Source organism: Hymenobacter koreensis (assembly GCF_039541855.1).
GTDB classification, from domain to species: domain Bacteria; phylum Bacteroidota; class Bacteroidia; order Cytophagales; family Hymenobacteraceae; genus Solirubrum; species Solirubrum koreensis.
On sequence record NZ_BAABHA010000015.1, the window covers coordinates 810,761 to 832,174 of the forward strand.

Annotated in this window: 21 protein-coding genes; 20 read left to right on the top strand and 1 reads right to left on the bottom strand. The window is 62.4% G+C overall.

Translation table 11 applies throughout. From position 1 onward, the window contains the following. Positions 1–68: 68 nt before the first annotated feature. From ABD903_RS22515 to ABD903_RS22590, 16 genes are all read left to right on the top strand, one after another. A complete protein-coding gene (locus tag ABD903_RS22515; RefSeq protein ID WP_345228003.1) occupies positions 69–632 on the top strand; it encodes a hypothetical protein in 564 nt (187 codons plus the stop codon). 21 nt (positions 633–653) lie between these two features. Continuing rightward, on the top strand, positions 654–2,387 hold the full coding sequence (locus ABD903_RS22520; RefSeq protein WP_345228005.1) for a hypothetical protein: 1,734 nt from the start codon (positions 654–656) through the stop codon (positions 2,385–2,387). Next, on the top strand, positions 2,353–2,712 hold the full coding sequence (locus tag ABD903_RS22525; RefSeq protein ID WP_345228007.1) for a hypothetical protein: 360 nt from the start codon (positions 2,353–2,355) through the stop codon (positions 2,710–2,712). Before ABD903_RS22520 ends, ABD903_RS22525 begins: the two co-directional genes overlap by 35 nt. Continuing rightward, positions 2,712–2,885: a hypothetical protein gene (locus ABD903_RS22530; RefSeq protein ID WP_345228008.1), complete on the top strand. Its 174-nt coding sequence runs from the start codon at positions 2,712–2,714 to the stop codon at positions 2,883–2,885. Before ABD903_RS22525 ends, ABD903_RS22530 begins: the two co-directional genes overlap by 1 nt. Before the next feature lie 15 nt (positions 2,886–2,900). Continuing rightward, a complete protein-coding gene (locus ABD903_RS22535) occupies positions 2,901–3,824 on the top strand; it encodes a hypothetical protein (RefSeq protein WP_345228010.1) in 924 nt (307 codons plus the stop codon). 9 nt (positions 3,825–3,833) lie between these two features. After that, positions 3,834–4,856 carry a hypothetical protein gene (locus ABD903_RS22540; protein ID WP_345228012.1) on the top strand — a complete coding sequence of 341 codons (1,023 nt, stop codon included), beginning with the start codon at positions 3,834–3,836 and terminating at the stop codon, positions 4,854–4,856. 100 nt (positions 4,857–4,956) lie between these two features. After that, on the top strand, positions 4,957–6,105 hold the full coding sequence (locus ABD903_RS22545; RefSeq protein WP_345228014.1) for a hypothetical protein: 1,149 nt from the start codon (positions 4,957–4,959) through the stop codon (positions 6,103–6,105). A 1-nt stretch (position 6,106) separates the two neighbouring features. Next, positions 6,107–6,556, top strand: a complete 450-nt coding sequence (locus ABD903_RS22550; RefSeq protein WP_345228016.1) for a hypothetical protein — start codon at positions 6,107–6,109, stop codon at positions 6,554–6,556. Further along, complete coding sequence (locus tag ABD903_RS22555) at positions 6,553–6,918, top strand: GNAT family N-acetyltransferase (RefSeq protein WP_345228017.1); 366 nt, start codon at positions 6,553–6,555, stop codon at positions 6,916–6,918. The genes ABD903_RS22550 and ABD903_RS22555 overlap by 4 nt, the downstream gene beginning before the upstream one ends. Beyond that, positions 6,915–7,223 carry a hypothetical protein gene (locus ABD903_RS22560; protein WP_345228019.1) on the top strand — a complete coding sequence of 103 codons (309 nt, stop codon included), beginning with the start codon at positions 6,915–6,917 and terminating at the stop codon, positions 7,221–7,223. Before ABD903_RS22555 ends, ABD903_RS22560 begins: the two co-directional genes overlap by 4 nt. A gap of 4 nt (positions 7,224–7,227) precedes the next feature. Continuing rightward, on the top strand, positions 7,228–7,860 hold the full coding sequence (locus ABD903_RS22565) for a hypothetical protein (RefSeq protein WP_345228021.1): 633 nt from the start codon (positions 7,228–7,230) through the stop codon (positions 7,858–7,860). Next, positions 7,857–8,177, top strand: a complete 321-nt coding sequence (locus tag ABD903_RS22570; RefSeq protein ID WP_345228022.1) for a hypothetical protein — start codon at positions 7,857–7,859, stop codon at positions 8,175–8,177. Before ABD903_RS22565 ends, ABD903_RS22570 begins: the two co-directional genes overlap by 4 nt. Then, entirely contained in the window at positions 8,143–8,580 is a 438-nt protein-coding gene (locus tag ABD903_RS22575) for a hypothetical protein (protein WP_345228024.1), read from the top strand. The genes ABD903_RS22570 and ABD903_RS22575 overlap by 35 nt, the downstream gene beginning before the upstream one ends. An 83-nt stretch (positions 8,581–8,663) precedes the next feature. Beyond that, a complete protein-coding gene (locus tag ABD903_RS22580) occupies positions 8,664–8,915 on the top strand; it encodes a hypothetical protein (protein ID WP_345228026.1) in 252 nt (83 codons plus the stop codon). Between the two features lie 33 nt (positions 8,916–8,948). After that, positions 8,949–9,431: a hypothetical protein gene (locus ABD903_RS22585; protein ID WP_345228028.1), complete on the top strand. Its 483-nt coding sequence runs from the start codon at positions 8,949–8,951 to the stop codon at positions 9,429–9,431. Positions 9,432–9,482: 51 nt separating this feature from the next. Continuing rightward, positions 9,483–9,992: a hypothetical protein gene (locus ABD903_RS22590; RefSeq protein WP_345228029.1), complete on the top strand. Its 510-nt coding sequence runs from the start codon at positions 9,483–9,485 to the stop codon at positions 9,990–9,992. On the opposite strand, the gene ABD903_RS22595 is transcribed toward ABD903_RS22590, so the two are convergent. Next, entirely contained in the window at positions 9,989–14,419 is a 4,431-nt protein-coding gene (locus ABD903_RS22595; RefSeq protein WP_345228030.1) for a phage tail tape measure protein, read from the bottom strand. The genes ABD903_RS22590 and ABD903_RS22595 overlap by 4 nt on opposite strands. A 54-nt stretch (positions 14,420–14,473) precedes the next feature. On the opposite strand from ABD903_RS22595, the gene ABD903_RS22600 reads away from it, so the two are divergent. The 4 genes from ABD903_RS22600 to ABD903_RS22615 are packed head-to-tail and all read left to right on the top strand — an operon-like array spanning position 14,474 to position 21,412. Beyond that, positions 14,474–16,672: a hypothetical protein gene (locus ABD903_RS22600; protein WP_345228031.1), complete on the top strand. Its 2,199-nt coding sequence runs from the start codon at positions 14,474–14,476 to the stop codon at positions 16,670–16,672. Between the two features lie 2 nt (positions 16,673–16,674). Continuing rightward, a complete protein-coding gene (locus tag ABD903_RS22605) occupies positions 16,675–18,975 on the top strand; it encodes a hypothetical protein (RefSeq protein WP_345228032.1) in 2,301 nt (766 codons plus the stop codon). 3 nt (positions 18,976–18,978) lie between these two features. Next, positions 18,979–20,919 (top strand): hypothetical protein, encoded by a 1,941-nt coding sequence (locus tag ABD903_RS22610; RefSeq protein WP_345228033.1) that lies wholly within the window; start codon positions 18,979–18,981, stop codon positions 20,917–20,919. Then, positions 20,912–21,412, top strand: a complete 501-nt coding sequence (locus ABD903_RS22615; protein ID WP_345228034.1) for a hypothetical protein — start codon at positions 20,912–20,914, stop codon at positions 21,410–21,412. Before ABD903_RS22610 ends, ABD903_RS22615 begins: the two co-directional genes overlap by 8 nt. The last annotated feature ends 2 nt before the right edge of the window (positions 21,413–21,414 follow it).

Genomic DNA, 21,414 nt, shown 5'->3' on the forward strand with positions numbered 1-21,414 from the left:
TGTTAAAGTATTGCTTTAATTTACGGCTGCAAAGTTGTTCAACTTCAACGCTTCAACCCTCCCGAATCATGGCTTGCAACGTTCCCCTGGTAGCCGTTTCCAACGACCCCTGCGCCAAAGTGGCGTACGGTCGGCAGATCGTCGCCATCCTCTACCAAGACAGCGCTGGCGATGCGCCCACGCTCACCACGGAATCAGCGGCCCAAGCAGCCATGACAGCCGTCGGTGCGGATAAGCTTTTTATCCTCAACAATGTGGCGGCCTCCGATGTGGCCGACCCCTCGGACCAGCTACTCTCGGGCAACGACGTGCCCTACGGTGCCTCGGAGCTGACCGACCGCACCCGCACCGTAACGGGGCGCCTGCAGTACCCCGCTGCCGCTACCCACACGGCGGTGAACGCCCTCAACAGCCGCGGCGGCACCCTGCGCACGTGGTTGCTGGACGACCAAGGCTACCTGCAGGGCCCGATTGAAAACGCTTCCCTGGTGTTCGGCGTCTTCAAGCGTCCCGGCATCGGCCAAGCTATTCCGGCGCACTACCCGCTTACGCTCACCTACAACAGTATTGCCGAGCCCGCCATCAGTGCCGCTGCCTTGCCGCACATCAAGAGCTTGGTTAACGCCGCTTAAGCCTGCCTGACGCCTCCCGCCGTGCTACTGACTCCCGATCAGGTACTTGCCCTGTGTGAAAAGCCCGCCCACCAGCAAGACCTGCTGGCGGGTCGGGCGTTGGAGCGTCAGCACCAGTTGCACGTCGACGGTGAACCAGCCTTGGTACTGGAGTTTCTGCGGGCCCAACGCGTGGCCATGTCCAGCGAAGAGTCGCAGCTGGTGTTGGAAAAGACCCGCGAGTCGGGTACGGCACCCATCTATGACGGCATTGCCAACATCCTGAGCAAGGTCTTCACGGCCGCAGGCACCACGGTCTACCACGAGTTCACCGACCCGCAACTGGCGCAGGACTTCGAAGCCTATCTGAAGGACACGGCCCGCACGGGCACGAGCTTCTACCGGGATTTCGAAGCGACGTGGTTCAAGGCCAGCCTGACTGGGTTTCAAGGTGTGATGTTGGTGGATCTTCCTGCTGAACCCAGCGACGAAGCAGGAGAGGGCTTGCCCCGTCCGTTCTTTCGCTACGTGGCCTCGGCCGAGATCCACGACGTGGCCGTAACAGGCAACAAGGTGGAGTACCTGATTCTGCAGGAGCGCTACGACACCTTTACCGACTTTTACGTCTGGGACGACCGCTATTGCTTCCGCGTGCGTCACGCCGACGGTAGCTACACCCGGTTGCCTGCGCTCGACAACGAGCACGCCCTAGGGTATGTGCCGGCCTGTCCGATCACCACGATCAAGCCGAACCTGCAGCGCCCGGTGCTGCGCTCGTCCGTGATTGCCAAGTCGCTGGGGTTGGCTAATGTTTACCTGCGGGACTTCTGCAACCACGAACTGGGTAAATCCCGCTTTGCCCACCCCAAGCCGTGGAGCTACGGGGTGGCATGTACTCACGAGGCTCCAGCCGTTGGCGATTCGCCCATCGCAGCCTGCAATGCCGGCTGGTTGTATTACCCAACCGGCAAGATTAGATGCCCGCGCTGCAAAGGCAAGGGCCGCTACATCCCCTACGACCGGGACGAGGGGTACATCGTGGAAGCACCTCAGCAAGGCGAACCGCAAATCACTCCGCCCGCTGGTTACGTTATACCCGACTTGGAGAGCCTCAAGTACCTCGGCGATGAGCTGAAGGTGAACGAGTCCAAGATTGAGCGGGCTGTACTGGGCAAGGACGGTATCCTGACCATGCAGACCAAGGTGGAAACCGCTGCGGGTAAAGAAATGGATCTGGGTCCGGTAGAAGACCGATTGGCCGTCGTGTCGGAGAATGCGGAGTTCTGCATGAAGTTCGTTATCGACGCCCACGCCCGCTACCGCTACCGCGCTTCCTACAAGCAATCCCAAGTCAACTTCGGCCGCCGCTACCACGTCCGCAACGCCTCCGCCCTGGAATACGCCTACGAGAAAGCGAAAGCGGCCGGGTTAGACGATTCGACGCTCTACAGCTACCTGGAAGACATCATCTACACCAAATACGCGGGCGACCCAATGGAGCTGCAGCGCAACCTGCTGAAGCTGGAGTTAACGCCGTTTCCCACGCAGACCGTCAAGGAAGCCAAAGACAACGGCATTGCCACGCCGCAGGATTTGCTGCTCAAGCAGTACCTGAACGACTTCGTGGCCCGGTTCGAGCGCGAAAACGGCTCCATCCTGGACTTCGCCAGCGCCTTGCCGCACGCCACCAAGATTGAGCGCATTCAAGATCAATTCACCGAGTACCTAACCGAAAAGCAAAATGGCAGACAACCCGAACCCCAACCAGTCGTCTGAGCAAAAGGCAGCGGACGCCGCTAAGGCCAAAGCGACACAGGATGCTGAACGCGAAAAGCTTAAGGCGGAACTGCGCAAGGAAATCGAAGCCGAACAGAAGGCTCAAGCCAAGGCCGGCCAAAGCGAAGACCTGAAGAAGGCCAAAGCCGAGTTCAAGATGCCGGAAGGCGAAGAAGGCTACACCCACGTGCGCATCACGCAACTCAACGGCCAAGTGCTGGAAGAGCCGCAGATCAAAGCCTTCGACCCGCACCAGTACGAAACCTCCATCAGCAAGCAGGCCGGCTTCAAAGCCGACGTGCTGCACAAAGGCAAGGTGAAGTAATGGCCACGGTAACGCTACGGGCAAAGGACTCTGACAAGGTGCAGAAGTTCGCCCCCGACCACGCCGAGCGCCTGCTGGCCTACCCCGGTAGCCAGTGGGAGAAGGTAACCGCCGATGGCGGGGCCGCCAAGGAAGAGAAAGCAGCCGGTGAAAAGCCCGCTAAAACCAAGTAAACCAGAGCCTCCTACATGGAACTCATTCAAGAAAACGTTTCCGCGCTGGCCACCAAATTGGGCGCCACGCCGGAAGTCATCACCAAGTTTCTGACCGACGCTGCGGCGGCGGAAGAAGTTAAACCATTCGCCACTTCACTGAGCGCCTTGCAGGTGTTCTCCGAAACCGACTTTAACACGCGCCTGACCAACGAGCGGCAGATTGCTGCCCAGGAGGCCACGCGCACGGCAACGGGCAACACCTACGGCGCCATTGATACGCGCATTCTGAAAGCCACCGGCATTGCAAAGACCGAGGGAGAGAGCACGGCAGACTACTCAGAACGCGCCTACAAAGAGAAGTTCGGCAAGCCTTCCGGCGACGAAAGCGAAGAGTTGAAGCGGTTGCGCTCCGACATTGCGGCCAAAGACCAACTGCTAACCCAGAAAACCACGGAACTGGACCAGTTGAACGTCAAGTACGCCACCGATGCCAAGCAAGCCCGCATCAACGCCGCGCTTGATGCCGCCATTAATGCCCTGCCCATCAACGTAGAAGACAAGTACCTGGACAGCCACCGAAAGCTCGTGAAGATGGAGCTGATGCAGGCCTACGACGTCGACGTGGTGGAGGGGAAAACCATTTTCAAGGAGAAAGCCACGGGCAAGGAAGTGCGCGACACCAAAACCGCGGACTACATCACCGAAAAGGCCCTCATTGAGCAGTTCGCCCCGCAAGTGGTGAGTCTCAAACAAGCGTCCACGACAACCGGAAGTGGGTACAAAGGATCCGGTAACAACTTCAACACCGACGGCGACGCCAGCGGCTTTGATTTCAGCAAGTACAGCAGCCTCAAAGAGTTTGCGGAAGACCTCAACAAGCAGGGCATTCCCTCCGGCTCCCCGAAAGGCGCAAAGCTCTACGGCGAATTCAAGAAGCAGCGCCCCGACCTCAAATAACCCACTCTTATGGCTTTTGACGCCACCACTCTGCTTGAAGCCCGCGCCGCCATTGAGGCCGCCAACACGGGCGCCATGGGCCGCAACGAATTGCGCATGCCCACCTTCGGCGCGTTTCGCGCCCACGTCGACAACGCGGGCCTGCTGATTCCCGGCCTCGACATCACGGACCTGCGCAAGTACACCGGCCAGCCCACCAGCATTCCGGTGCGCGTGAAAGGCAGCAACGGTTCGGGCACCACCCGCAAGTGCGCCGGCACCAGCACGGGCACCACGGCCCTCAAGCCGCTGACCTTCTCCACCATCGTGGAAGAGTTTGCCGTTTCGTACCTCTCCTCGGCCACCAACACGCTGGACTACCAGAACCAGTTCAACTTCCTGTTGACCGAGCGCCTGCGTTCGGCCTACAGCCGCTTGGACGTGCAGGCCGTGGCGCACTTGGAGACCATCAAGTCCACCATCAACAACGGCACGCGCTACAGCACCACGCTGGCCAACGCCAAACGGGTGCCCTTTGCCGACTACAACCGCCTCTTCGGTCGCCTGACCACGGAGATGATGGGCAACGACTTTGCCGGCCTGGCCGACATCGTGGCCTCGCCCAACCTGGCCGACGCGTGGAACTACGTGCAGCGCCAGGGGCAAGCCAACGGCGAAAACCTCGGCTTCCAAGTGGACGACTACCGCATGTACTTCGACCGCTTCATCGCTGACGGTGCGGGCGTGGATTCAACCGCGTACGTCTTTGCCCCCGGCACCATCGGCGTAATGCCGTGGATCAACCAACTGGCCCGCGACGGCAAGGACATCGGCACGGACGTGTGGACGACCTTCACCGACCCGGTAATGGGCATCACGTGGGAGTTGAAAGTGAAGAAAGGTTGCGCCGATTCCTCGGCTACCGTAACCGGCGGCGAAGCCGACTACGTGGAGAGCTTCGTGCTCTCGGCCGAATTCGCTTTCACCGAGGCGTACAGCTCCACCGGCGACACCGGCGTCTACAAGTACGAGGTGCTGGACGAGGTAGCCTAACGGCGTAGCCAGAAAGTAAAGCAATACTTTAACTTTCTGTGTAACTTACAGCCCACTACACCGCCCGGTGTGGTGGGCTGTTTTGCTACCGACCCTGCCCATGCTGCGCCTCAACGCCCTTGCGGAATCCCTCTACGGCCTCGTGGGCTGGCGCTTGCCGGCCGGAGATGCCTGCCTGCCCGAACTAACCACCGAGCTAACCGAGAGCCGCTCCGGCCTCTACGTCACGGACCTCAACGAACTCTGCGCCCTGGATGTGGTGGCGCAGCTCGTGCCCCGCGGCGAACTGCTGAACGCGTGGCTGGAGCGCATCACCAAAGACACGCTGAGCAAATTCGCCGTGCGCCTCGCGGCCGAACAAAGCCTGACGGGCCCGGTGCTGCTCAAGCCCACGGCCTTGCTCAACGGCCCCGGCCAAGCCGCCCACACGGTCAACCCGTTGGGGCGCTTCGTGGGGTTCCGGCTGGATTTGCGGGACCGGGACGGGGTCACGATGCTGCTGCAGCGCCTGAGCCTGCAACTCGACAGCGTCACCACCGAGCCGCTGAACCTGTACCTCTACCGCTCCGACGAGCCCGACCCCGTGCGCATCCTGCCGGTGCAGAACACGCGGGCCAACTTCCCGACCTGGGTAACGGTGGAAGGCGAACCGCTGGACGTGGACTTCGCCGCGCAAGCCGGGGTTACGGCCTACCTCGGGTATTACGAGGATGATCTGGGTACGGCCCGGGCCATTCGCAAAGACTTCACCGGCGGCACGTGCGGCTGCACGGACGACCCGTACCAGTCCTTCAAAGACCACCTGTGGCCCCGCGCCATATCCGTGCCCGCGAGTGCCTTGGAAGCCGACCGCACGCTGTTTGATACGGCCGCCGTGGTAACCGAGGGCAGCACCTTCGGGCTGAACGTGGAACTCACCAGCTACTGCGACATCGTTACCGCGCTGCAATCCGACGAGAACCAACGGCGCGTAGCCGAAGCCGTGCAGCTGGCCTTGGGTATTCGGGTGCTGACGGCCATCGTGGCGTCTCCGAGCCTGACGCAGCTCACGCAGCGGGCCGATGTGCAGGCCGATGCCTACGCCTTGCTGATGAACTACCAAGCCCGCCTGTACGGGGGCAAGGAACAAGGCACCGACAACTACCACCCCTCATTGCTCAAGAACCTGACGCTGGACTTATCCGGCTTGGATGTGCTGTGCCAGGCCCCGAAGCGGGACCGAGTGAGCGTGGGGTACTTAACCAAGTAACATGGTTGAAGAACTCGAAGCCCTCGCCGTGCGCCTCGAACGCCTCCCCGCCGCCGTGCGAGCGGAGCTATCGCGGTTGGTGGTGGATGCGTCGGGCCTGCTGCTGGATATTAACCGGGAGTACATCGAAAAGGCCGGGCAAACCGTCGACGCGCAAGCCATTCAGGCCAGCGGCTACAGCCCCGCCTACGCCAAGTACAAGGCCAAATACGGCACGTTCAAGAACACCGCGTACGTCGATTTGAAGCTAACCGGCGCCTTTCTGGCCTCGCTGCAGCTGGATCAGGTCGATACGTTGCAGTTCCTCGTGATTGCCACGGACGAGAAGTACGCCTTCCTGACCAAGTACGGCGAACTGCTGGGTATTCGGGAAGCCGACCTGAACGACTTCGTGGAAAGCATTCTCACACCTGAACTAGACGCCTTTGTGGGGCGGTACCTCAACGCATGAGCACCTATACAAACCAAGAAGGCAAGACCGTTGAACTGTCGGCCATCATTCGCCAAGATGTATTCAGCATTACCGATGCGGACGGAGAAACAGCGGCTGAATGCACGGTGGAAAAGCGAAACGGGGTGTACTGGGTGAAAAACCTGTGGGTAAAGAGCGCTTACCGGGGGCACCGCTTAGCGAGTGAGCTGCTCCGCGCTGTTGGTTTAGCCTACACCAACGAGGTGCTGTATTTATGGGTGCAAGCCTATGCGGGACAACCTAAAACAGACGAGGAACTGACCAAGATGTACGCCAACTTTGGCTACAAACCGACAGAAACACCCGGTGTTCTGCGCCGGTCTTATGTGAATCAAGCATGAGCGACGCCCCCGCCCAGTTCAAGGAACTCAACAACGGCACAATCTTCATGGCGCAACAGGTATGGCGCAACGAAGACTCGGGCCTGATTGAGTCCTGCGCCGGTGCGTGGGAGTGGGAACAGGCTTCGGGGGTGGTAACGGCCGTAGAGCCGCCGCAATTCCCCGAAGTAACCGGCCCGGTGTGCAGCGTCCTATGGGGCGGGCGGCACATGCACATCCGAGCTGACTTTCAAACCGTGCTTACCGCCTGGCGCCGCTACAAGCAGCGCTACGGCGGGCAATACATTCGTCTCATAGCCAACTAAGCCGATGGAGTGCCAACCCCAACCCCTGCTGATTCCTGACCCCATGCTGGCGCAAATGCCCGTGCACCAGTTGTTGGCTGCGTTTGCTACGGAATTGCCGTGGTTGTCCCATGCCTACGGGCTGGCGCAAACCGGGCAGCGAAAAGTCGAGAACCGTACCGAACGCTACGCCCAGATCTACCAGCAGGACGGCAGTGGCCGGCTCTTGGACATCCGCCCCGACGCGGGCATGCAAGCCCTGTGCTTCTTTGAGCGCAACGGCCCCTCCTCGTTTGAGTGGGACGAAGGCGCCATCGGCATCAGCGGCAGTTGGACGCACCCGCTGGCCTTGGTATTGTGGGCGAACCTGCCCGCCATCGACCACCGCGGCTACGACTACTCCGATGCGTTGGTATCGGACGCGGTGCGGGTGCTCACGCAAACCGCCCCCAACGCGGAAGTGGTGACGGACGAACGGCGCAGCGACGAAGTGTTCCGGCGCTACGGCTGGGACGTGGCCCAACACCAACTCATGACCTATCCGTACGCGGCGGCCCGGCTGGTGTTCTTCGCCCATTCGCCCGGGCTCGTCTCCTGCCAAGGCCCGTTTGCGGTGCTCAACGGCCCGCTGGACTGCGCCCCCAACCTGCGCGCATGATGGACGCCCTAACCGCCGTGCTGCTCATCAGCTGCTCCGTAGCCCTGTTGCTGGCCTGTGTGGTGCGCGCCGCCCGGCCGGGTCACCTGTTGGGCTTCCTGCTGCCTGCTTGGGAGTGGTGGCTGGTGTACCGCCCCGGTTGGCTGCCGGCCAAGCCCACGGGCGCGTGTGCCTACTGCACGGCCTTCTGGGTGCCCGGTCTGCCCGCGGCTGTAGCCACCGGGCTGCTGACGCCCGCGGGGTGGTGGGCCGTGTTGGTAGCGCCGTTCAGCGCCTACCTGTTTGAGTACCTTATCTCGCGGCATGCTCACGATTAACACCCCCGGCGGCGTAGTGGAAGCCTACGACTCGCTCCACACCGTGCCCGCCCACCGCTACACCGCCTTCAACGTGCGCAGCCTCGACCATTCGGCGGTCGGCTCCGACATGCACGCCGCCACCGAGCACTTGGGCCGGCTCAAGTTGTTCCTGGAAGGCGGCGAATTAGAGGCCAGCCGCACGGCCTTCAACAACTACCTGCTCTGCCTGAACCTGGAAGCCAACACGGGCACGCTGCTGCTGGCCACGGTGGTCAAGAGCATTAACGGGGTGGACGTAGCGGTGCCGCCCGACAACGACTACACCGGCATTGCCGCCCAATTGCACGCGGCCGGCATTACCCAAGCCCAGGTAGAGGAGGCCTGCGCCCACGTGCGGGGAAAGTTTCAGCGGCGCTCGTAGCCGCCTTCCCCCGCCTGTTCCCCCGCGAAGACCAGCCCGTAGCGGAACGCGTCCGCCAGCAGCTGCTCTACGAAGCCCTGGCGTTGGCCGACGACAGCCCGGCGTATGCCGACATGGCGCAGGAAGCCCACCGCGTGGTGCTGCAGATGCTGGCCCCGCCGAGCATGAACCCCGGCCCGGCGCACACCGGACAGGCCGTGTGGGCAGCGTTTGAGCGCACCTGCATTGCCCTGGAGCTGAAGGGCATTGCCCACCCATCGGAGCTAACCGCCTACCAGTTTTACAGCCGGGTCGATTACCTGGAGTCCCAACGGCCCCAGGCGGAGAGGGAGTAGGAAGGCGGCGCGGTTTTTGGTTACCTTGTCGGCATGAAAACACTATCTACCCTTCGCATTATCCTGTATCTGATGGCTGGCCTCTCGTTGGCGGGTTGCGGCAAGAAAGAAGAACCCAAGCCCGCGCCCAAATCGTACGCGGTCAGCCTGCGGGTAACCGGGCAAAACCTGCAGGGCCTCGGGGCCGACATCAGCTACGCCACCGCTAAAAACCACATCCGTGGGCCGTACGGCGCCGGACCAACCGGCACCGAGGCCTTCGCCGCCACCGCCAGCAAAACCTTCGACTTGGGCCGGTTGGGACCCGAAGACTTGGTAGAGGGCTACGTGAACTTTCGCAACGTGCGCGCCACCACCACGCCCCGCCCGCCCGCCACGGCCGTGCTGAAAATGGAGATTATCGTTGACGGACGCGTGCACAGCACCGGGCAGATTACCGGCGCCGGGCCCGCGCCCGGGTCGGGCTACAACCCGCACCTGCAGGGGTACGTAGCCCTGGAAACCGAGAACCTGTAGCCCGCGAAGCCCTGCCCGAACACGGCGGGGTTTTTGTTTATATTGGTCCCCATGAAAAAGATATACGCCTTGGTGTTGGCCTGTGGTCTGCTTGCGGCGAGTTGCAAAGGGAAGGTTGCGGTACCCGAAAACGAGCCGCAGCGTCAAGTGCTGGCGTACCTGCAGGCCCGCGGTGACTCGCAAGTGGTTGAACTAGGTAAGCCGATTGCCTTCAGTCGTACCGATTCGGCCCGGGAGGAAGATTGGCGTTATGGCATACGGTTAGATTCACTCAACCAGCGGTCCGAAGCCATATCAGCTATCAAAGACAGTATCATCAACGGATCAGGGCAAACGATGGCAAAAGTGCAACGCCTTAAGCAATGGGATGATAGTGCAGACCGGCTAGAGTCAGCTAAACAGCGGCTGCATGAACGCCGAATGGCAATGATAAAGCTGCAGGATTCGTCGGTTATAGGACAGTCGTTGAAGGCCAAATACTATCCCAAAGACGGTTCAGCTCCGCAACACGGAGCATTCGTTGTCTACCCTTCGGGTCTAGTACAACAAGAGCACAACTAATACGGCCCACGGCGTTGTTGTGCTTGCCGTGCATTCACGAGGTCGTCTAAGCTGCTGTTGCCCATTTTCAGGCGCCGACGCATAATTTCCTCCGCAGTGCGTTCGGCGTTACGGTCCAAACCGCGAAGTATCTGCGCAGTTTGGCTTTGCAGAGCCTTTTCAATATTTGACCCGCCTGCCACCCGCGTTGCGCTGGTACCGTTAATGGCTGCTGTTGAGGCGTTGAAGCTATGCTGGGTAGCTAATGCCCCGTGTTGCAGGGCATCGGCTTTCGCAGCAGCTTGAAGGATAGCGGTGGTTTTATCGGCCGTAAACACCTTATCCCCGGCTTCGAGGTAAGCAATGCCTTTTTCGGCCACGTACTCGTACCCACCGCGCTTACGGCCAATCAATTCCGGCCCGCGTTCTGCTACCCAAGCCGGGCCCTCGGGCGCGTTGTCGGTTCCTTTGAAGAATGCCGGCAAAGGGCGAGACGCCACCACGGCCGCCTGCGCGGCACCTTGAGCCAACACCAATGCGGTCAAAATCGCGGCCGAAATGCCGAAGTCGGCAAAGTAGGTGCCGCCGCCTGTGGAGTTAACAGCCAAAACAGCCTGCGCCGTGTTCAGTGCAATGCTAAAGAGGGCTTGTTGCTTTTCGGCTTTGGCTTGCTTGCGCCGGTTGGCAAGTTCCTTTTGCCGAAAGTTCTCCTGTACCTGCGCCTTCAGGGCTTCGTTGTCGCCTGCGCCCTCTAATTCCAAGTCGTACTGCCGACGGATAAGGCGCGATTCTTCCTGCAAACGGTCGGAACGGAGTTGAAAGAACGCCCCGCCGATGGTGTCAATCGCCGCAAAGCTTTCCTGAATGATGGCTTCGCGCTCCCGCGCTTTCTCCCGCTCCATCTCCAGGCTGCGGTTGTTGGCGTTGCGCTCTATTTCCAGCTCCAGTTCCCGCGCTTCTCGCACGCGTTCGGGGTCTTGCTGCAGGATGGCCAGCCGTTCTTTCAGCCGGTTCTGTTCCGAGTCGAACAACTCCTTTTGGTACTGCCGCTCGAAATCCAGCCCAAACACCCGGGCGGCCGTGCGCTTGCCCTCAATCTTGAGTTGTTCGTCTAAGTTGGCTTTGTCGGCATCGGAGAGTTTGAAGGCCGTGCCTTTGCCGGGCGCGTTGAGCACGGCGGCCCGCTTCACTTCGAGTTCCTTCTCAATGCGCAGCAGCTCGGCTGCATTGCCTTGGGCCGCACGGATTTTAGCCAGCCCTTCCAACTCGATAATCTCCAAGCGGCGGGCCGCGGCATCCAGCAGCGCCTGCTGTCGCACGGCCGCGCCGTTGTTCTCGTTGTCGGCAATACGATCAAGCGTCTCGATTTCACTTTCGAGCACCAGCTTATCTACCTCGCCCAACGCATTGAGCAGTTCGTTGTGCAGCGCAATTAACGCCTTGTCGGAGGTGCGTCCGATCTCCAGCTTCTTGCGCCCGAACTCCTCCGCCAACCGGGTGCGGGTTAGCGCCACCACCTGATCGCCACCGACCAGGTCTTTGTTGGCAGCGACAGCCTGCCGAATGGTTTCCGTGGTTTCCAGCTCGGCCAATGCGATGCGGTCGGCCGCGGCCTTTTGCAGGGCGCTGGTGCGCACGGCTTCGCTGTTGGCTACATTCCCCGCCTGCCGGTCGAAGTCGGCAATGCGGCCCTCCAACCGGGCTTTGTTCAGCTCGAATTGGGCCCGTGCCACATCCGCCAGCTTCTTTTTCTCGTCGTCCAACTCGTCTCCCAAGTCGCTGCTGGCTTTGGCCGCCTCCTTTTGCGCCCCGCTGAACAGCTTGGCTACGTCCGAGGCCTTGAACCCAAGCTCGTTCAACTGCTGCAGAATCAACCGCCGCTGCGCCTCGGTGTCAAACAACTTCTGTTGCTCTTGGGCCAACTCTCTTTGATTTTTGCCAAAGAGTGAAATGGACTCTATTTCCTTTGGGGAATAGCCAGGACCAATTCTTTTCCCTTCTAATTGCTGTTTAAGCAAGAACTCCGTATCCTGCTTCGTTCTTCCGATTACTGCAAGGGCGCGTTCGCGAATGGCTGTTTCCTCCCGCAGTCGAACAATGTTGTTCTCCTGTTTTTTCTTTTCAGCATCAAGATTGCTCAGCCGCAGGGCTAGGCCGCTCGCTTCTTGGTTGGAGAGCAGCAGGCGCTGCTTGATGGCTTCGCGCACGGCCTCGGCGTTGAGTTCGAACGCCCCGGTTTCGGCGTTGATCTTGCCGATGTTTTCCCCGAGCGCATCCCGCAACTTGAGCGTGACGGTTTGGAGCTGCTGCTTTTGGGCAATGGTGGGCTTCTGGCCACGGTCCTGCAGCTGCTCCATTTGCCCCGTTAACTCATCGTAGGTAGCCAACAGGTCTTTGGCCGAATTGGCCGTGCGTTGATTGGCCAGCGCCAATTCCCCCGACGAACGAATGCTGTTCAGGTTGGCCGCCTGTAGTTTGCCGTTGTCCCCGGCCCGAAGCAATTGGTTGGCCCCGTCGATGATGGACTTGAAGAAGTTGCCCACCGCCCCGCTGGTGACGCTGGCCAGAATCACGTTCTTGAGCTGCTCCCACGAGCCGGCTAGGTTCTGGTTCTTGATTTCGGCCTCCGCCGCCAAGGAAGTAGCGTTGGTCAGCTGTTGGTTGGCCACGGCCTGCCGCTCGGCAAACAAGTCCGTGTTCTGCGCCAAAGACAAAATGGTGCTTTTGGCTTCGCCGCTTTCCAACTTGAGCGTTTCGAGCAGGCTGTTCAGGCGCGTGGTGCTGGTGCCGCCGGCATTCAGGCCTTTTAGAAATGCCTGAATGGCCCCGTTGAAGTCGGTGTTCACCAGCTTGGTGAACTGCTTCAGCGTCAAGTTGGAGTCCCCAAGCGCAGCGATTTTAAACGAGGCCTCGGTTTTGCCGGCAATGGTGCTAAACAGCCGGTTCAAGGAGGAGCCGGCCACATCGGCCTGCGTACCCGACTCTTCGAGCACGGCCGCGTAGGCGAGCACGTTTTTCAGCCCCACGCCGTAAGCGGCGGAGGTTTGCCCCACTTTCAACGCGACGGTGGTCAGGAAGGGAGCGGTAGCGGCCCCTTCTGCCCCAATTTCATTGACCGCCGACCCGATGGCCAGCAGGTTTTGCGCCACGTCGGGGCCCAAATCTGCCTTGAAGACGTTGGAAATCTTGCCCAGCTCGGTGGCGATTTGTTCGGCTCCGCCTTGGAAATCATCACCGAGGGCTTGCACGGCCACGTCAACCGATTTTGTAAACCCTTCGATCTGGTCCTTGGCAATGCCGATCTGGCCGCCCACCTTGGCAATATCCAGCAAGCCGGTTAGGCTGGTGCGGGTCGGAATCTGCTTGAGGCTATCGGCCAGGCGCTCGGCTTCGTCAGCAGAAAGCCCGGTGGTCTTCCGAACGTCAGCCAGTTGGTCGCTGTACTGCACATTGGAGCGGAACACTTGTTCCCCGGCCTGTTTGAGTTGCATCAGCACCCCGTATAGCGCTAAGGCTTTGGCAGCGAAACTAGCGGTGTTCGCCCCGCCTTGGTCCGCTGATATGCCGTACCCCTTGAGTTGGCCGTTCACCTCGCCTAGGGCCCGGTCGGTCTGCTTGATTTCCTGCTGCAGCTTCTCCTGCGCCTCGGCACTTAGTCCGGTGGCGTTGGCCTGGGTGCGCAGGGCAGAAGAGGCCTGCAACAGCACGGCTTTTTCTTTTTCCAAAGCCTGTACCGCTTCGATAATTGAGGCGGTGTAATTGCCTACGTTTCGGTAGGTCTGCCCAATGATCTTGTCTTGAATGCGCAGTTCGGAGTCGAGCAACTGAATCTCCCGGCGCAACTCGGCGGCCTTGGGATTGGCCGCACCCAGGTTGTCACCTAACGCCCGGTATTCGGCCCTGAGTGACTGCAAGCGTTGATTGGCTTCGTTGTAGGAGCCGGTAGCGGCGCTGAACACCGAGGCGGAACCCCGCACGGCTTTGGTGAGTTGTTCGGCGTCCTGCTTGAGGGCCTGAATGTTCTTGGCCGCCGTTTTGATGCCTTCCACCGACCCCGAATCGTAGGCCGCTTTCAGCGCGTCCCGCTGGGCTTTGAGTTCCTTGGTGTAGAAGCCCGTGCTTTCGGCCAACTGTTTCTGCGTGCGGGCCCGGGCCTCTTCGTCTTTCTTCAGGTCTTGCCCCTGCTTTTTGAGCGCCTCCAACGACGACCCCAACGCCAGCAGGGCTTTGCGGTCGTCTTCGTTGGCGAACTGCAGCCGCGGCAGCTTCTCGCTGATTTCGCGGGCCGCGTCTTTCACCCGCTGCAACCCGGCCTCGATGCGCTTGCCGTCTTCTTCCACGCCCTTGGCCAGGGCCGAAACGCCGGTTTTCAGGGCACGCACGCTTTTGGCAGCCTCACTCACGGCCTCGTCGCCAACGAGGTACTTGCGGAAATCGATCGGGTTCATGGGCACACCTTTTTTGCTGCCCGAAGTTAAAGTATTACTTTAGTTTTCGTATCCTTGCAGGAAGTAAATCACTGCGTTGTCCCGCTGCCCGTGTTCGGCTTCTACCTCTCGTCCGACGTCCTTGCGCCCTACCTGCTGGAAACCGACCCCATCGGGTGGGAGGCGCTCAAGTACGCCCTCGTGCGAGACAGCAAGTACCACGGCGTGGCCTTCGAAGTGAGCCTGGATCTGACCTTTGTCAAGAAGGGGGCCGAGTACGTGCGCACCGTCTACGAAGCCCGCGGGGCCGAAGGACTGGTGCGCCTGACCGTGTTCGAGTACAACGACAACGAGCTGCGCTGGGACGAGGTCTACACCGGCCGGCTGGATCTAACGGCCTACCAGAGCTTGCCCGTGGGCGTATCGGCCCCGTTGCGAGAAGGCGGCATGGCGCAAAAGCTATTGTCACTAGACGACGTAGCCGTGGACGTGCTCAAAACCACCACGCTCGGAGGTAGCAATCTGTCGGCCACGCTTCCGTTGTCGGTGCTCATGCACTCGCAGCAACTGCTGCTGCGCTACCGCACCACCCAGCCGAGCCCCGCGCCCCCGGCGCTGCCCACCTTCATCACCAACCAAACGGACGAGCGCACGTCGGTCATCTACTTTGGCCTGACCGACCCGCAAGCCGTGGACGAGTTCAAGCTGGGGCAACTGCCCACGGGGGTTTTCATCGGCCAGCAACCCACCGCCGCCGTGCCGTTCTTCACCTCTCCCGGGTCGGGGCGCTACCGGTTTGAGGTGGATTTGGTGCACGATCTGGAAATCGCCCGCACCGGCAACGGCAACGGCGACTTTGATGCGGTAGACGTGGACTACTACTTCCGCGCCGAAGGCTACCCGCAGGTGCTGCTGGCCTCCGTGCGCGCCACCAACGTGGAAGGCGGCTACAACAACCGCTACGTGACCCTACAACACATCGAGTCTTACGACTTGGTGGAAGGCAGCAAGGTGTATTGCTACGCCCACTTGTTCGTGCACGACATCAACGGCGGCATTTTAGGCGTGCGCTTCGAGGTAAAAGACCAGATCCTGCCCGGCGGGGTGTTCAACTTCGAAGCGGCCACCAGCACCAGCCCCACCCCCGCCGCGGGCTTGCTCGTGCACGAAGCCTTTTCGCGGGTCGTCTCGCTCACCACCGACCAGCCCAACGCCTTTTACAGCGACTACTACGGCCGGCCCGACGCGGTTCCGGCGGCGTCCCAGGACGGACCCGGCGCGGCGCGGCTGGTGACCTGTGCCTACTGGTTGCGGGGCTTCCCGCTGCCCACCGACCCGGCTCCGGCCACCGGCGAAATGGATGCCCGCAAAAGCCTGTTCCTCTCGTTTCGAAGCCTCTACGACAGCTTGGACGCGGTGGATTGCATCGGGGTTGGCCTGGAAGAGCGCAACGGCCGCACCGTGGTTCGCGTGGAGCCCCGGGCGTATTTCTACCCGGCGTCCGTTTCCCTTGCCCTCGGGCCCGTAACGGAGCTGAAGAAAGTGGCGGCCCCCGAATACCTCTACAGCACCGTGCAACTCGGCTTTCAGCAGTGGAAGTCGGGCAGCCAGAACGGCTTGCGCGAATTCAACGCTCCGCGCACGTGGGTCTTGCCCCTGACGCAAAACAAAAACGCCTACACGGCCATTTCAACCCTTGCCGCCGCGGGGTACCTGATCGAAGAAACCCGCCGCGACCGGTATGCCCAAAGCCCGGACGCGGAAGGCAAAGACGACAGCCAGAACTTCCTGATCTGCCTGCGCCGCACGGCCGGGGGCGGGTGGGCCACGGAACGCAACGAAGCCTTTGCCCAGGCGCAAGGGGTGCTGAGCCCCGAAACCACCTACAACCTGCGCCTCTCGCCCGGCCGGAGTTTGCGGCGGCACGGGGCGTGGCTGCGGGCGGGCCTGCGCCGCGAACCCAACGCCGTGCTGCAACGCGGGGTGGTGGAAGCCAACGACCAGCTGCTGACCCGCCTGACAACGGAAACCCGTCCGATCAACGAAGCGCTGGACGTGCCGGCTGCCGAGTTGCCCGGGCCCTACTTCCACGCCGAAACCTACCGCTTTACCGCCCGCCTGCGCTTTGCCCAGGTGCAAGCGCTGCGCCGCGCCCCCTACGGCCGCATCTCCTTTCTCGACAACCAAGGCCAGCGCCTGAGCGGCTACCTGCTGCGCCTGGACTATTCCCCCGCTCAACGCTTGGCGGAATTCACCCTTTTACGGGCTTCGTAACTATGGCTCAAACCCTGCGCGAATTTCCGTACCCGGCCGGCAACATCGTCGGGGTGGTGTCCTACGACCCGGCCACCGGCGTGGTGGCCTTCGCCCTGCTGCCCATCGACGCGGGAGAGCCCACCGACCCCGGCCAGTTCAACGGCCCCAACGACGGCATCAACGACGGGGAGGCCTTGCTCGAAAGCTGCGCCTTGGGCGTGGACGGGGAGCGCACCGGGGAACTGCTGCAGGTGGTGGCCCGCGACGCCGACCCCTACGCCGAGCAGGTGCTGGTGCCCAATGCCCCGCAATGCACCGACCCGCCCGGCTGCGACTTGATTGCGACGCTGAGCTACGACACGGTCAACAGCTTCGCCGTGCTGAACGTCACCACCAGCAGCCCGCCGTGGGAGAGCAGCAGCGACAACGTCACCTTCACCGCCAACCAAACCACCTACCCGGTGGTGCCGGGCGTGTCCAAGCGGCTCTACGTGCGCGACGCGGCGGGCTGCCAAGTGCCGGTGGATGCGCTGCTGGCCGACCCCAACCCGCCCGGCGGGGAGATCATCGATACGTTTGAGACGGGCGGCGAAACCGTTACCGTGCGCTACACGGCTTCCGGCCGCACGCTGGCCTTCACGCAAAGCCCGAACCAGTTCCCGGTGCCTTCGCCCTTGGCCGAAGCGCAGCGCGGCCGGGCCGAAGACGAGTTGATTTCCGAGCGGTTCGAGGGCAGCCAGCGCGTGCGCTTCCGTGCCAGCTTCGCGGCCCCTTACGTCACGATAGACCTGAGCGCCGACCCCGAGCCGGCGCCCTGCACGGTGCGTCTGGTTTCCTCGCAGGCCACGCCCACGACGGCTCCGCTAACCGCCACGGGCAGCATTACGGCGGAAGCGGCCACGGACAACGCCGCCGGGTTGCAGGTGCGCTTGTTCCGCAGCTCCACCCCAGCGGTGTTGGTACAGGACTGGGTCAACACCGACGCGCAGGGGGCTTTCGTCTTCACCGGCCTCATTGCCGGGGAATACAACGTGCAGGCCCGCGACGACAACCCCCGCGGCTGTTTGGCCGACATGGACGTGACCGTAGGCGAATTCGCCAAGGTCGGCTGCCGCGACCCCGCGGCCCTCAACTACGACCCGCTGGCCAGCGTGGACGCGCCGTGCACCTACCCGGTAGCCCTTGCGCAAACGGCCGTGCTCTCGGTGCCGCCGTCCGGCTCGTTGCGGTTTTACCTGCCCGAATCGCGCAATCCGTTGGACCGGGTTGCGTTTGCCGACCGTAACCTAGTGGGCATCAACCCCAAAGCTTACTGCCAAAAGGTCAACAAGGCCGACAGCGTCACGATTCAGTTCAAAAGCAACTTCGCCAACCACACCGTGCAGCTGCGCCCGTGCAACGGCGGGCCAGCCCGCACGTTCCCGGTGCGGCGGCTGGTGCAGGGGCAGGGCAACACGGCCACGTTTGCTGGCTACTTGCGGGCCCACGACACGTCCGCCAGCCAGGCCCGTCTCTACTTTGCGTACGCCACCTTGCCCTATCCCTTTGTAGTAGGGCAGCGGCTGGGCCTCGGCGGCACCGGCACGGCCTTGGACGGCGAGTACCCCGTGGTGGCCGTGCGCGAAGACGTAGCGGCGGGTGCGCCCTACGTGCTGCTCAACGCCCCGTATGCCCAAGCCACCACCCAGCAGCGCCTCGACGCCTCGGTTACGCTCACCTACGACCTGCAGCGCTTCGACACTTACGAAGTGACGCTGAGCTTCGGGGCGGTGGCCAACGGCTGCTACGTGGCGACCATTGCGGCCACGGACCCCGAGCTGGGCACGGCCCGCGCCGTCTCCGAACCCTTGGACGTGCAACCGAGCCACCCCGATTCGGTGGAAATCACCTGGCGCAACTTCGACAACGCCTACGCCCTGAACTACACCGCCGGGTTGGTGAACCGGGTGCGCGTAACGGGACGCTTTCAGGATTGGGACGTGGACGGGGAAGACGAAACGCTGGACGAGAGCAACGGGCGCACGCTGCTGCTGCGCTCGACGGCCAAGCGGGTGCTGCAACTGGATGTGTTTGCCCTGCCCAACTACGTGCACGAAAAGCTCGGGCTGGCCTTCAAGCACGACTTGGTCACGGTCGACGGGCTGGAGGTGGTCAAGAACGGCAAGTACGAGCGCACCCCCGTGGAGCGCTACCCGCTCTGGAACGGGCGCGTGCTGCTCTGGCAAGCCGAGTGGCTGGGCGCGGGCAACAGCGACGATTTGGGCAACATCAACCAAGGACAAGGCTTCATCATTGTTAACGGCGGCTTCCTGCGCGTTTAAATTATGGCTGACGAAAACGGAAACTACCGCATTCCCGATCTGGATTCGCATACCACGGCCACCACGCCGCTGGCGCAGGATTGGAAAGTTCCGGTCTATAGCGAAACCGACGACAAAACCTACGAGGCGCCGGTCGGCGCGTTGCTGGATACCGCGTTTGCCAACCAGCTGCGCGGCGTGCCCAAAATCGTGGACTACCTGGAGGCTTTTACGGGCATGCCCGCGCAGGCCATTGCGTTGGATCAGCTCTACACCCTGTTCCCGAACGGGTTGTCCCTGGGGGTAACGGCCACTGTGCGCAACACGGCCGCCAAAGAGGATCTGCAAGCCAACCCCAATACCTTCAAGGCCGGTGGGCAGTACGTGCTGACGGCCTCCCGTTTCGGCTTGCTCAACGTGTGGCGCAACGGGGGCGGGGCCTCCAATGCAGGAACCAGCGCGAAAGCGAAGGCCACCTGGTTAGCCGTAGAGAGCCCCGCTGCCCAAGGGCCCGGCATTGAGGAATTCGACCCCATCAAACAAGGCGGCTACCCCATTGTGGGTACCTCCTTGAAGCTGTCCTCGTCGGGGTACCTGTACTTCTTCACGACCCGGGTACCGCTGCCCTACGACGGCATCACGCCCATTCCCGAGCCGACCATCGGCGGCGACGACAACTACACGGCTGAACCGCCGCCCGTTTCCTCTTACGAGAGCAACATCATCTTGCCTCAGGCCGCGGTTTCGGGGTTGTTTACCAGCAACTTGGGCAAGGGCTGGCGCGTGGGCCCGACCTACACCATTACCGACCGCTACCCCCAGAATCCTAACGACGTGGTGGACGGGCAGGATTACGCCGACGTGTACACGCGGTGGTTCCGGCCTAGTGACACCGGCACGCCCGACGCGTGGCTGTTCAGCAACGGGGTGTGGCAAATGGGCAGCTACGACGCGGCCAATAACCTATTCATGCCCGCTCCTGCGGGCGGCGGCCCGGGGGTAACCGTTGTGCAAACCACCGGGCAAAGCACCACGGCGGTGATGAGCCAGAAGGCGGTGAGCGAGAGGCTGCTGACGGCCGACCAACAAACCCGCGTGGCGGCCCTGACATCCCCGGCCTACTACCTCGGCAGCGCGGGCCTCGAAGGCTTTGCCACGCTCGATGACCTGTTGGCGGTGGCCGCCAACAACTCCGACGGCACGGTGGTGCTCAACCAACAGTTTCTGAGCGCCACCGTGCCGGGCTCCTTCGGGAGCAACACCGTTTACGGGCAAGGCGCCCTGCTCGACCCCGGCGAAGAAGTGGACTGCAGCAACGCCGCCGTTCACGAATTGGTGGCGGGCAGCACGCCCGTGCGGGCGGTGGGCGGGGCGTCGTACTTCAACAGCAGCCTCGGCCTGCTCACGTTGGACGCGGCCACGGTCTTCTTTTCCAACAGCACGGCGGCCACCTTCAGCGGCACGGGCACGGTCAACGTGCTCGGCCGGTGGGGCGTCGGGGCGGTCAACGCGGGCGTGACGCTGGTCTTCAAGCCCAGTGCGCTGATTCCGGCCGGCTATTTGGCCACGCTCACCAACAACAACGACGGCACCTACACCACGCCCGAAGGCGGCACGGTGGTGGACGAGCGGGAGAGCGGCGAAAGCAACGCCGAAACCGAAATCCAGTGCCTGACCACCTCGGCCCTGCGCGTGTCGGAAATCAAGCTCAACAAACCCCTGACGCTGGTGAGCGTGGAAGCCAAGGCCGCCTACAACGCCGGCGGGGCCACCTACCAGGTGAACACCTACACCGGCAGCGCGTGGGCGGGCGGGGCCGTGCGAACGACTGTGCCGGCTGCGCAAGCCGATTTGGCCGCCGTGACCGAGGCCCAGCGCACGGCCGGCGCCGAACTGCTCATCGCCACCGCCCCCGTGGCGCCCAACGACCCCGCCACCCTGATCGTGACCGTTCTTTATGGCTAACATCCAATTCCTGCCCGCCTCCCGTTCGCTGCTGCGGCCCACGGCCGGCACCGACACCCCCCCGCCGGGGTTCGCCGGCCCCGTGCCGGGCCAGAACATCACGGCCACCGACAGCCGGTGGAGCGTCACGGCGGGCGCGCTTGAAGCCGACCTCTACAACGGGCCGGAGTACCTCTCGCAACCCATCCGCTACTTCAACGCCTCGCCCGGCGGCGGGGTGCGGGAAATCCTGTGCTACATCGGCGCCAACGGGCTGGAAATCTTTTGCGGCGACACGGCCCCCATCGGGCTCGACTACCTCATCCGCTCCTCGCCCGACGACGTGCTGCTGGCCACCGTCACGGTGCTCGTCAACACCAACCAGTACGGCGGGGTGAACACGAAGGTGGGCACGCTGGCGCCCGGCGCCGTGCCGCCCGGCGTCTACCTGATCCGCGCCGTGCAACTGGCCGACAAGCTCGGCGTCTTCGACACCATCAAACTGCTGGCCTAGCC

Excerpts from the sequence above, each read along its gene's own strand:
- ABD903_RS22610 (WP_345228033.1), top strand. The coding sequence starts at position 18,979 with ATGGCTGACGAAAACGGAAACTACCGCATTCCCGATCTGGATTCGCAT.
- ABD903_RS22550 (WP_345228016.1), top strand. The coding sequence starts at position 6,107 with ATGGTTGAAGAACTCGAAGCCCTCGCCGTGCGCCTCGAACGCCTCCCC.
- ABD903_RS22595 (WP_345228030.1), bottom strand. The coding sequence starts at position 14,419 with ATGAACCCGATCGATTTCCGCAAGTACCTCGTTGGCGACGAGGCCGTG.
- ABD903_RS22565 (WP_345228021.1), top strand. The coding sequence starts at position 7,228 with ATGGAGTGCCAACCCCAACCCCTGCTGATTCCTGACCCCATGCTGGCG.
- ABD903_RS22555 (WP_345228017.1), top strand. The coding sequence starts at position 6,553 with ATGAGCACCTATACAAACCAAGAAGGCAAGACCGTTGAACTGTCGGCC.
- ABD903_RS22585 (WP_345228028.1), top strand. The coding sequence starts at position 8,949 with ATGAAAACACTATCTACCCTTCGCATTATCCTGTATCTGATGGCTGGC.
- ABD903_RS22515 (WP_345228003.1), top strand. The coding sequence starts at position 69 with ATGGCTTGCAACGTTCCCCTGGTAGCCGTTTCCAACGACCCCTGCGCC.
- ABD903_RS22570 (WP_345228022.1), top strand. The coding sequence starts at position 7,857 with ATGATGGACGCCCTAACCGCCGTGCTGCTCATCAGCTGCTCCGTAGCC.
- ABD903_RS22560 (WP_345228019.1), top strand. The coding sequence starts at position 6,915 with ATGAGCGACGCCCCCGCCCAGTTCAAGGAACTCAACAACGGCACAATC.
- ABD903_RS22615 (WP_345228034.1), top strand. The coding sequence starts at position 20,912 with ATGGCTAACATCCAATTCCTGCCCGCCTCCCGTTCGCTGCTGCGGCCC.
- ABD903_RS22590 (WP_345228029.1), top strand. The coding sequence starts at position 9,483 with ATGAAAAAGATATACGCCTTGGTGTTGGCCTGTGGTCTGCTTGCGGCG.
- ABD903_RS22545 (WP_345228014.1), top strand. The coding sequence starts at position 4,957 with ATGCTGCGCCTCAACGCCCTTGCGGAATCCCTCTACGGCCTCGTGGGC.
- ABD903_RS22530 (WP_345228008.1), top strand. The coding sequence starts at position 2,712 with ATGGCCACGGTAACGCTACGGGCAAAGGACTCTGACAAGGTGCAGAAG.
- ABD903_RS22540 (WP_345228012.1), top strand. The coding sequence starts at position 3,834 with ATGGCTTTTGACGCCACCACTCTGCTTGAAGCCCGCGCCGCCATTGAG.
- ABD903_RS22605 (WP_345228032.1), top strand. The coding sequence starts at position 16,675 with ATGGCTCAAACCCTGCGCGAATTTCCGTACCCGGCCGGCAACATCGTC.
- ABD903_RS22535 (WP_345228010.1), top strand. The coding sequence starts at position 2,901 with ATGGAACTCATTCAAGAAAACGTTTCCGCGCTGGCCACCAAATTGGGC.
- ABD903_RS22525 (WP_345228007.1), top strand. The coding sequence starts at position 2,353 with ATGGCAGACAACCCGAACCCCAACCAGTCGTCTGAGCAAAAGGCAGCG.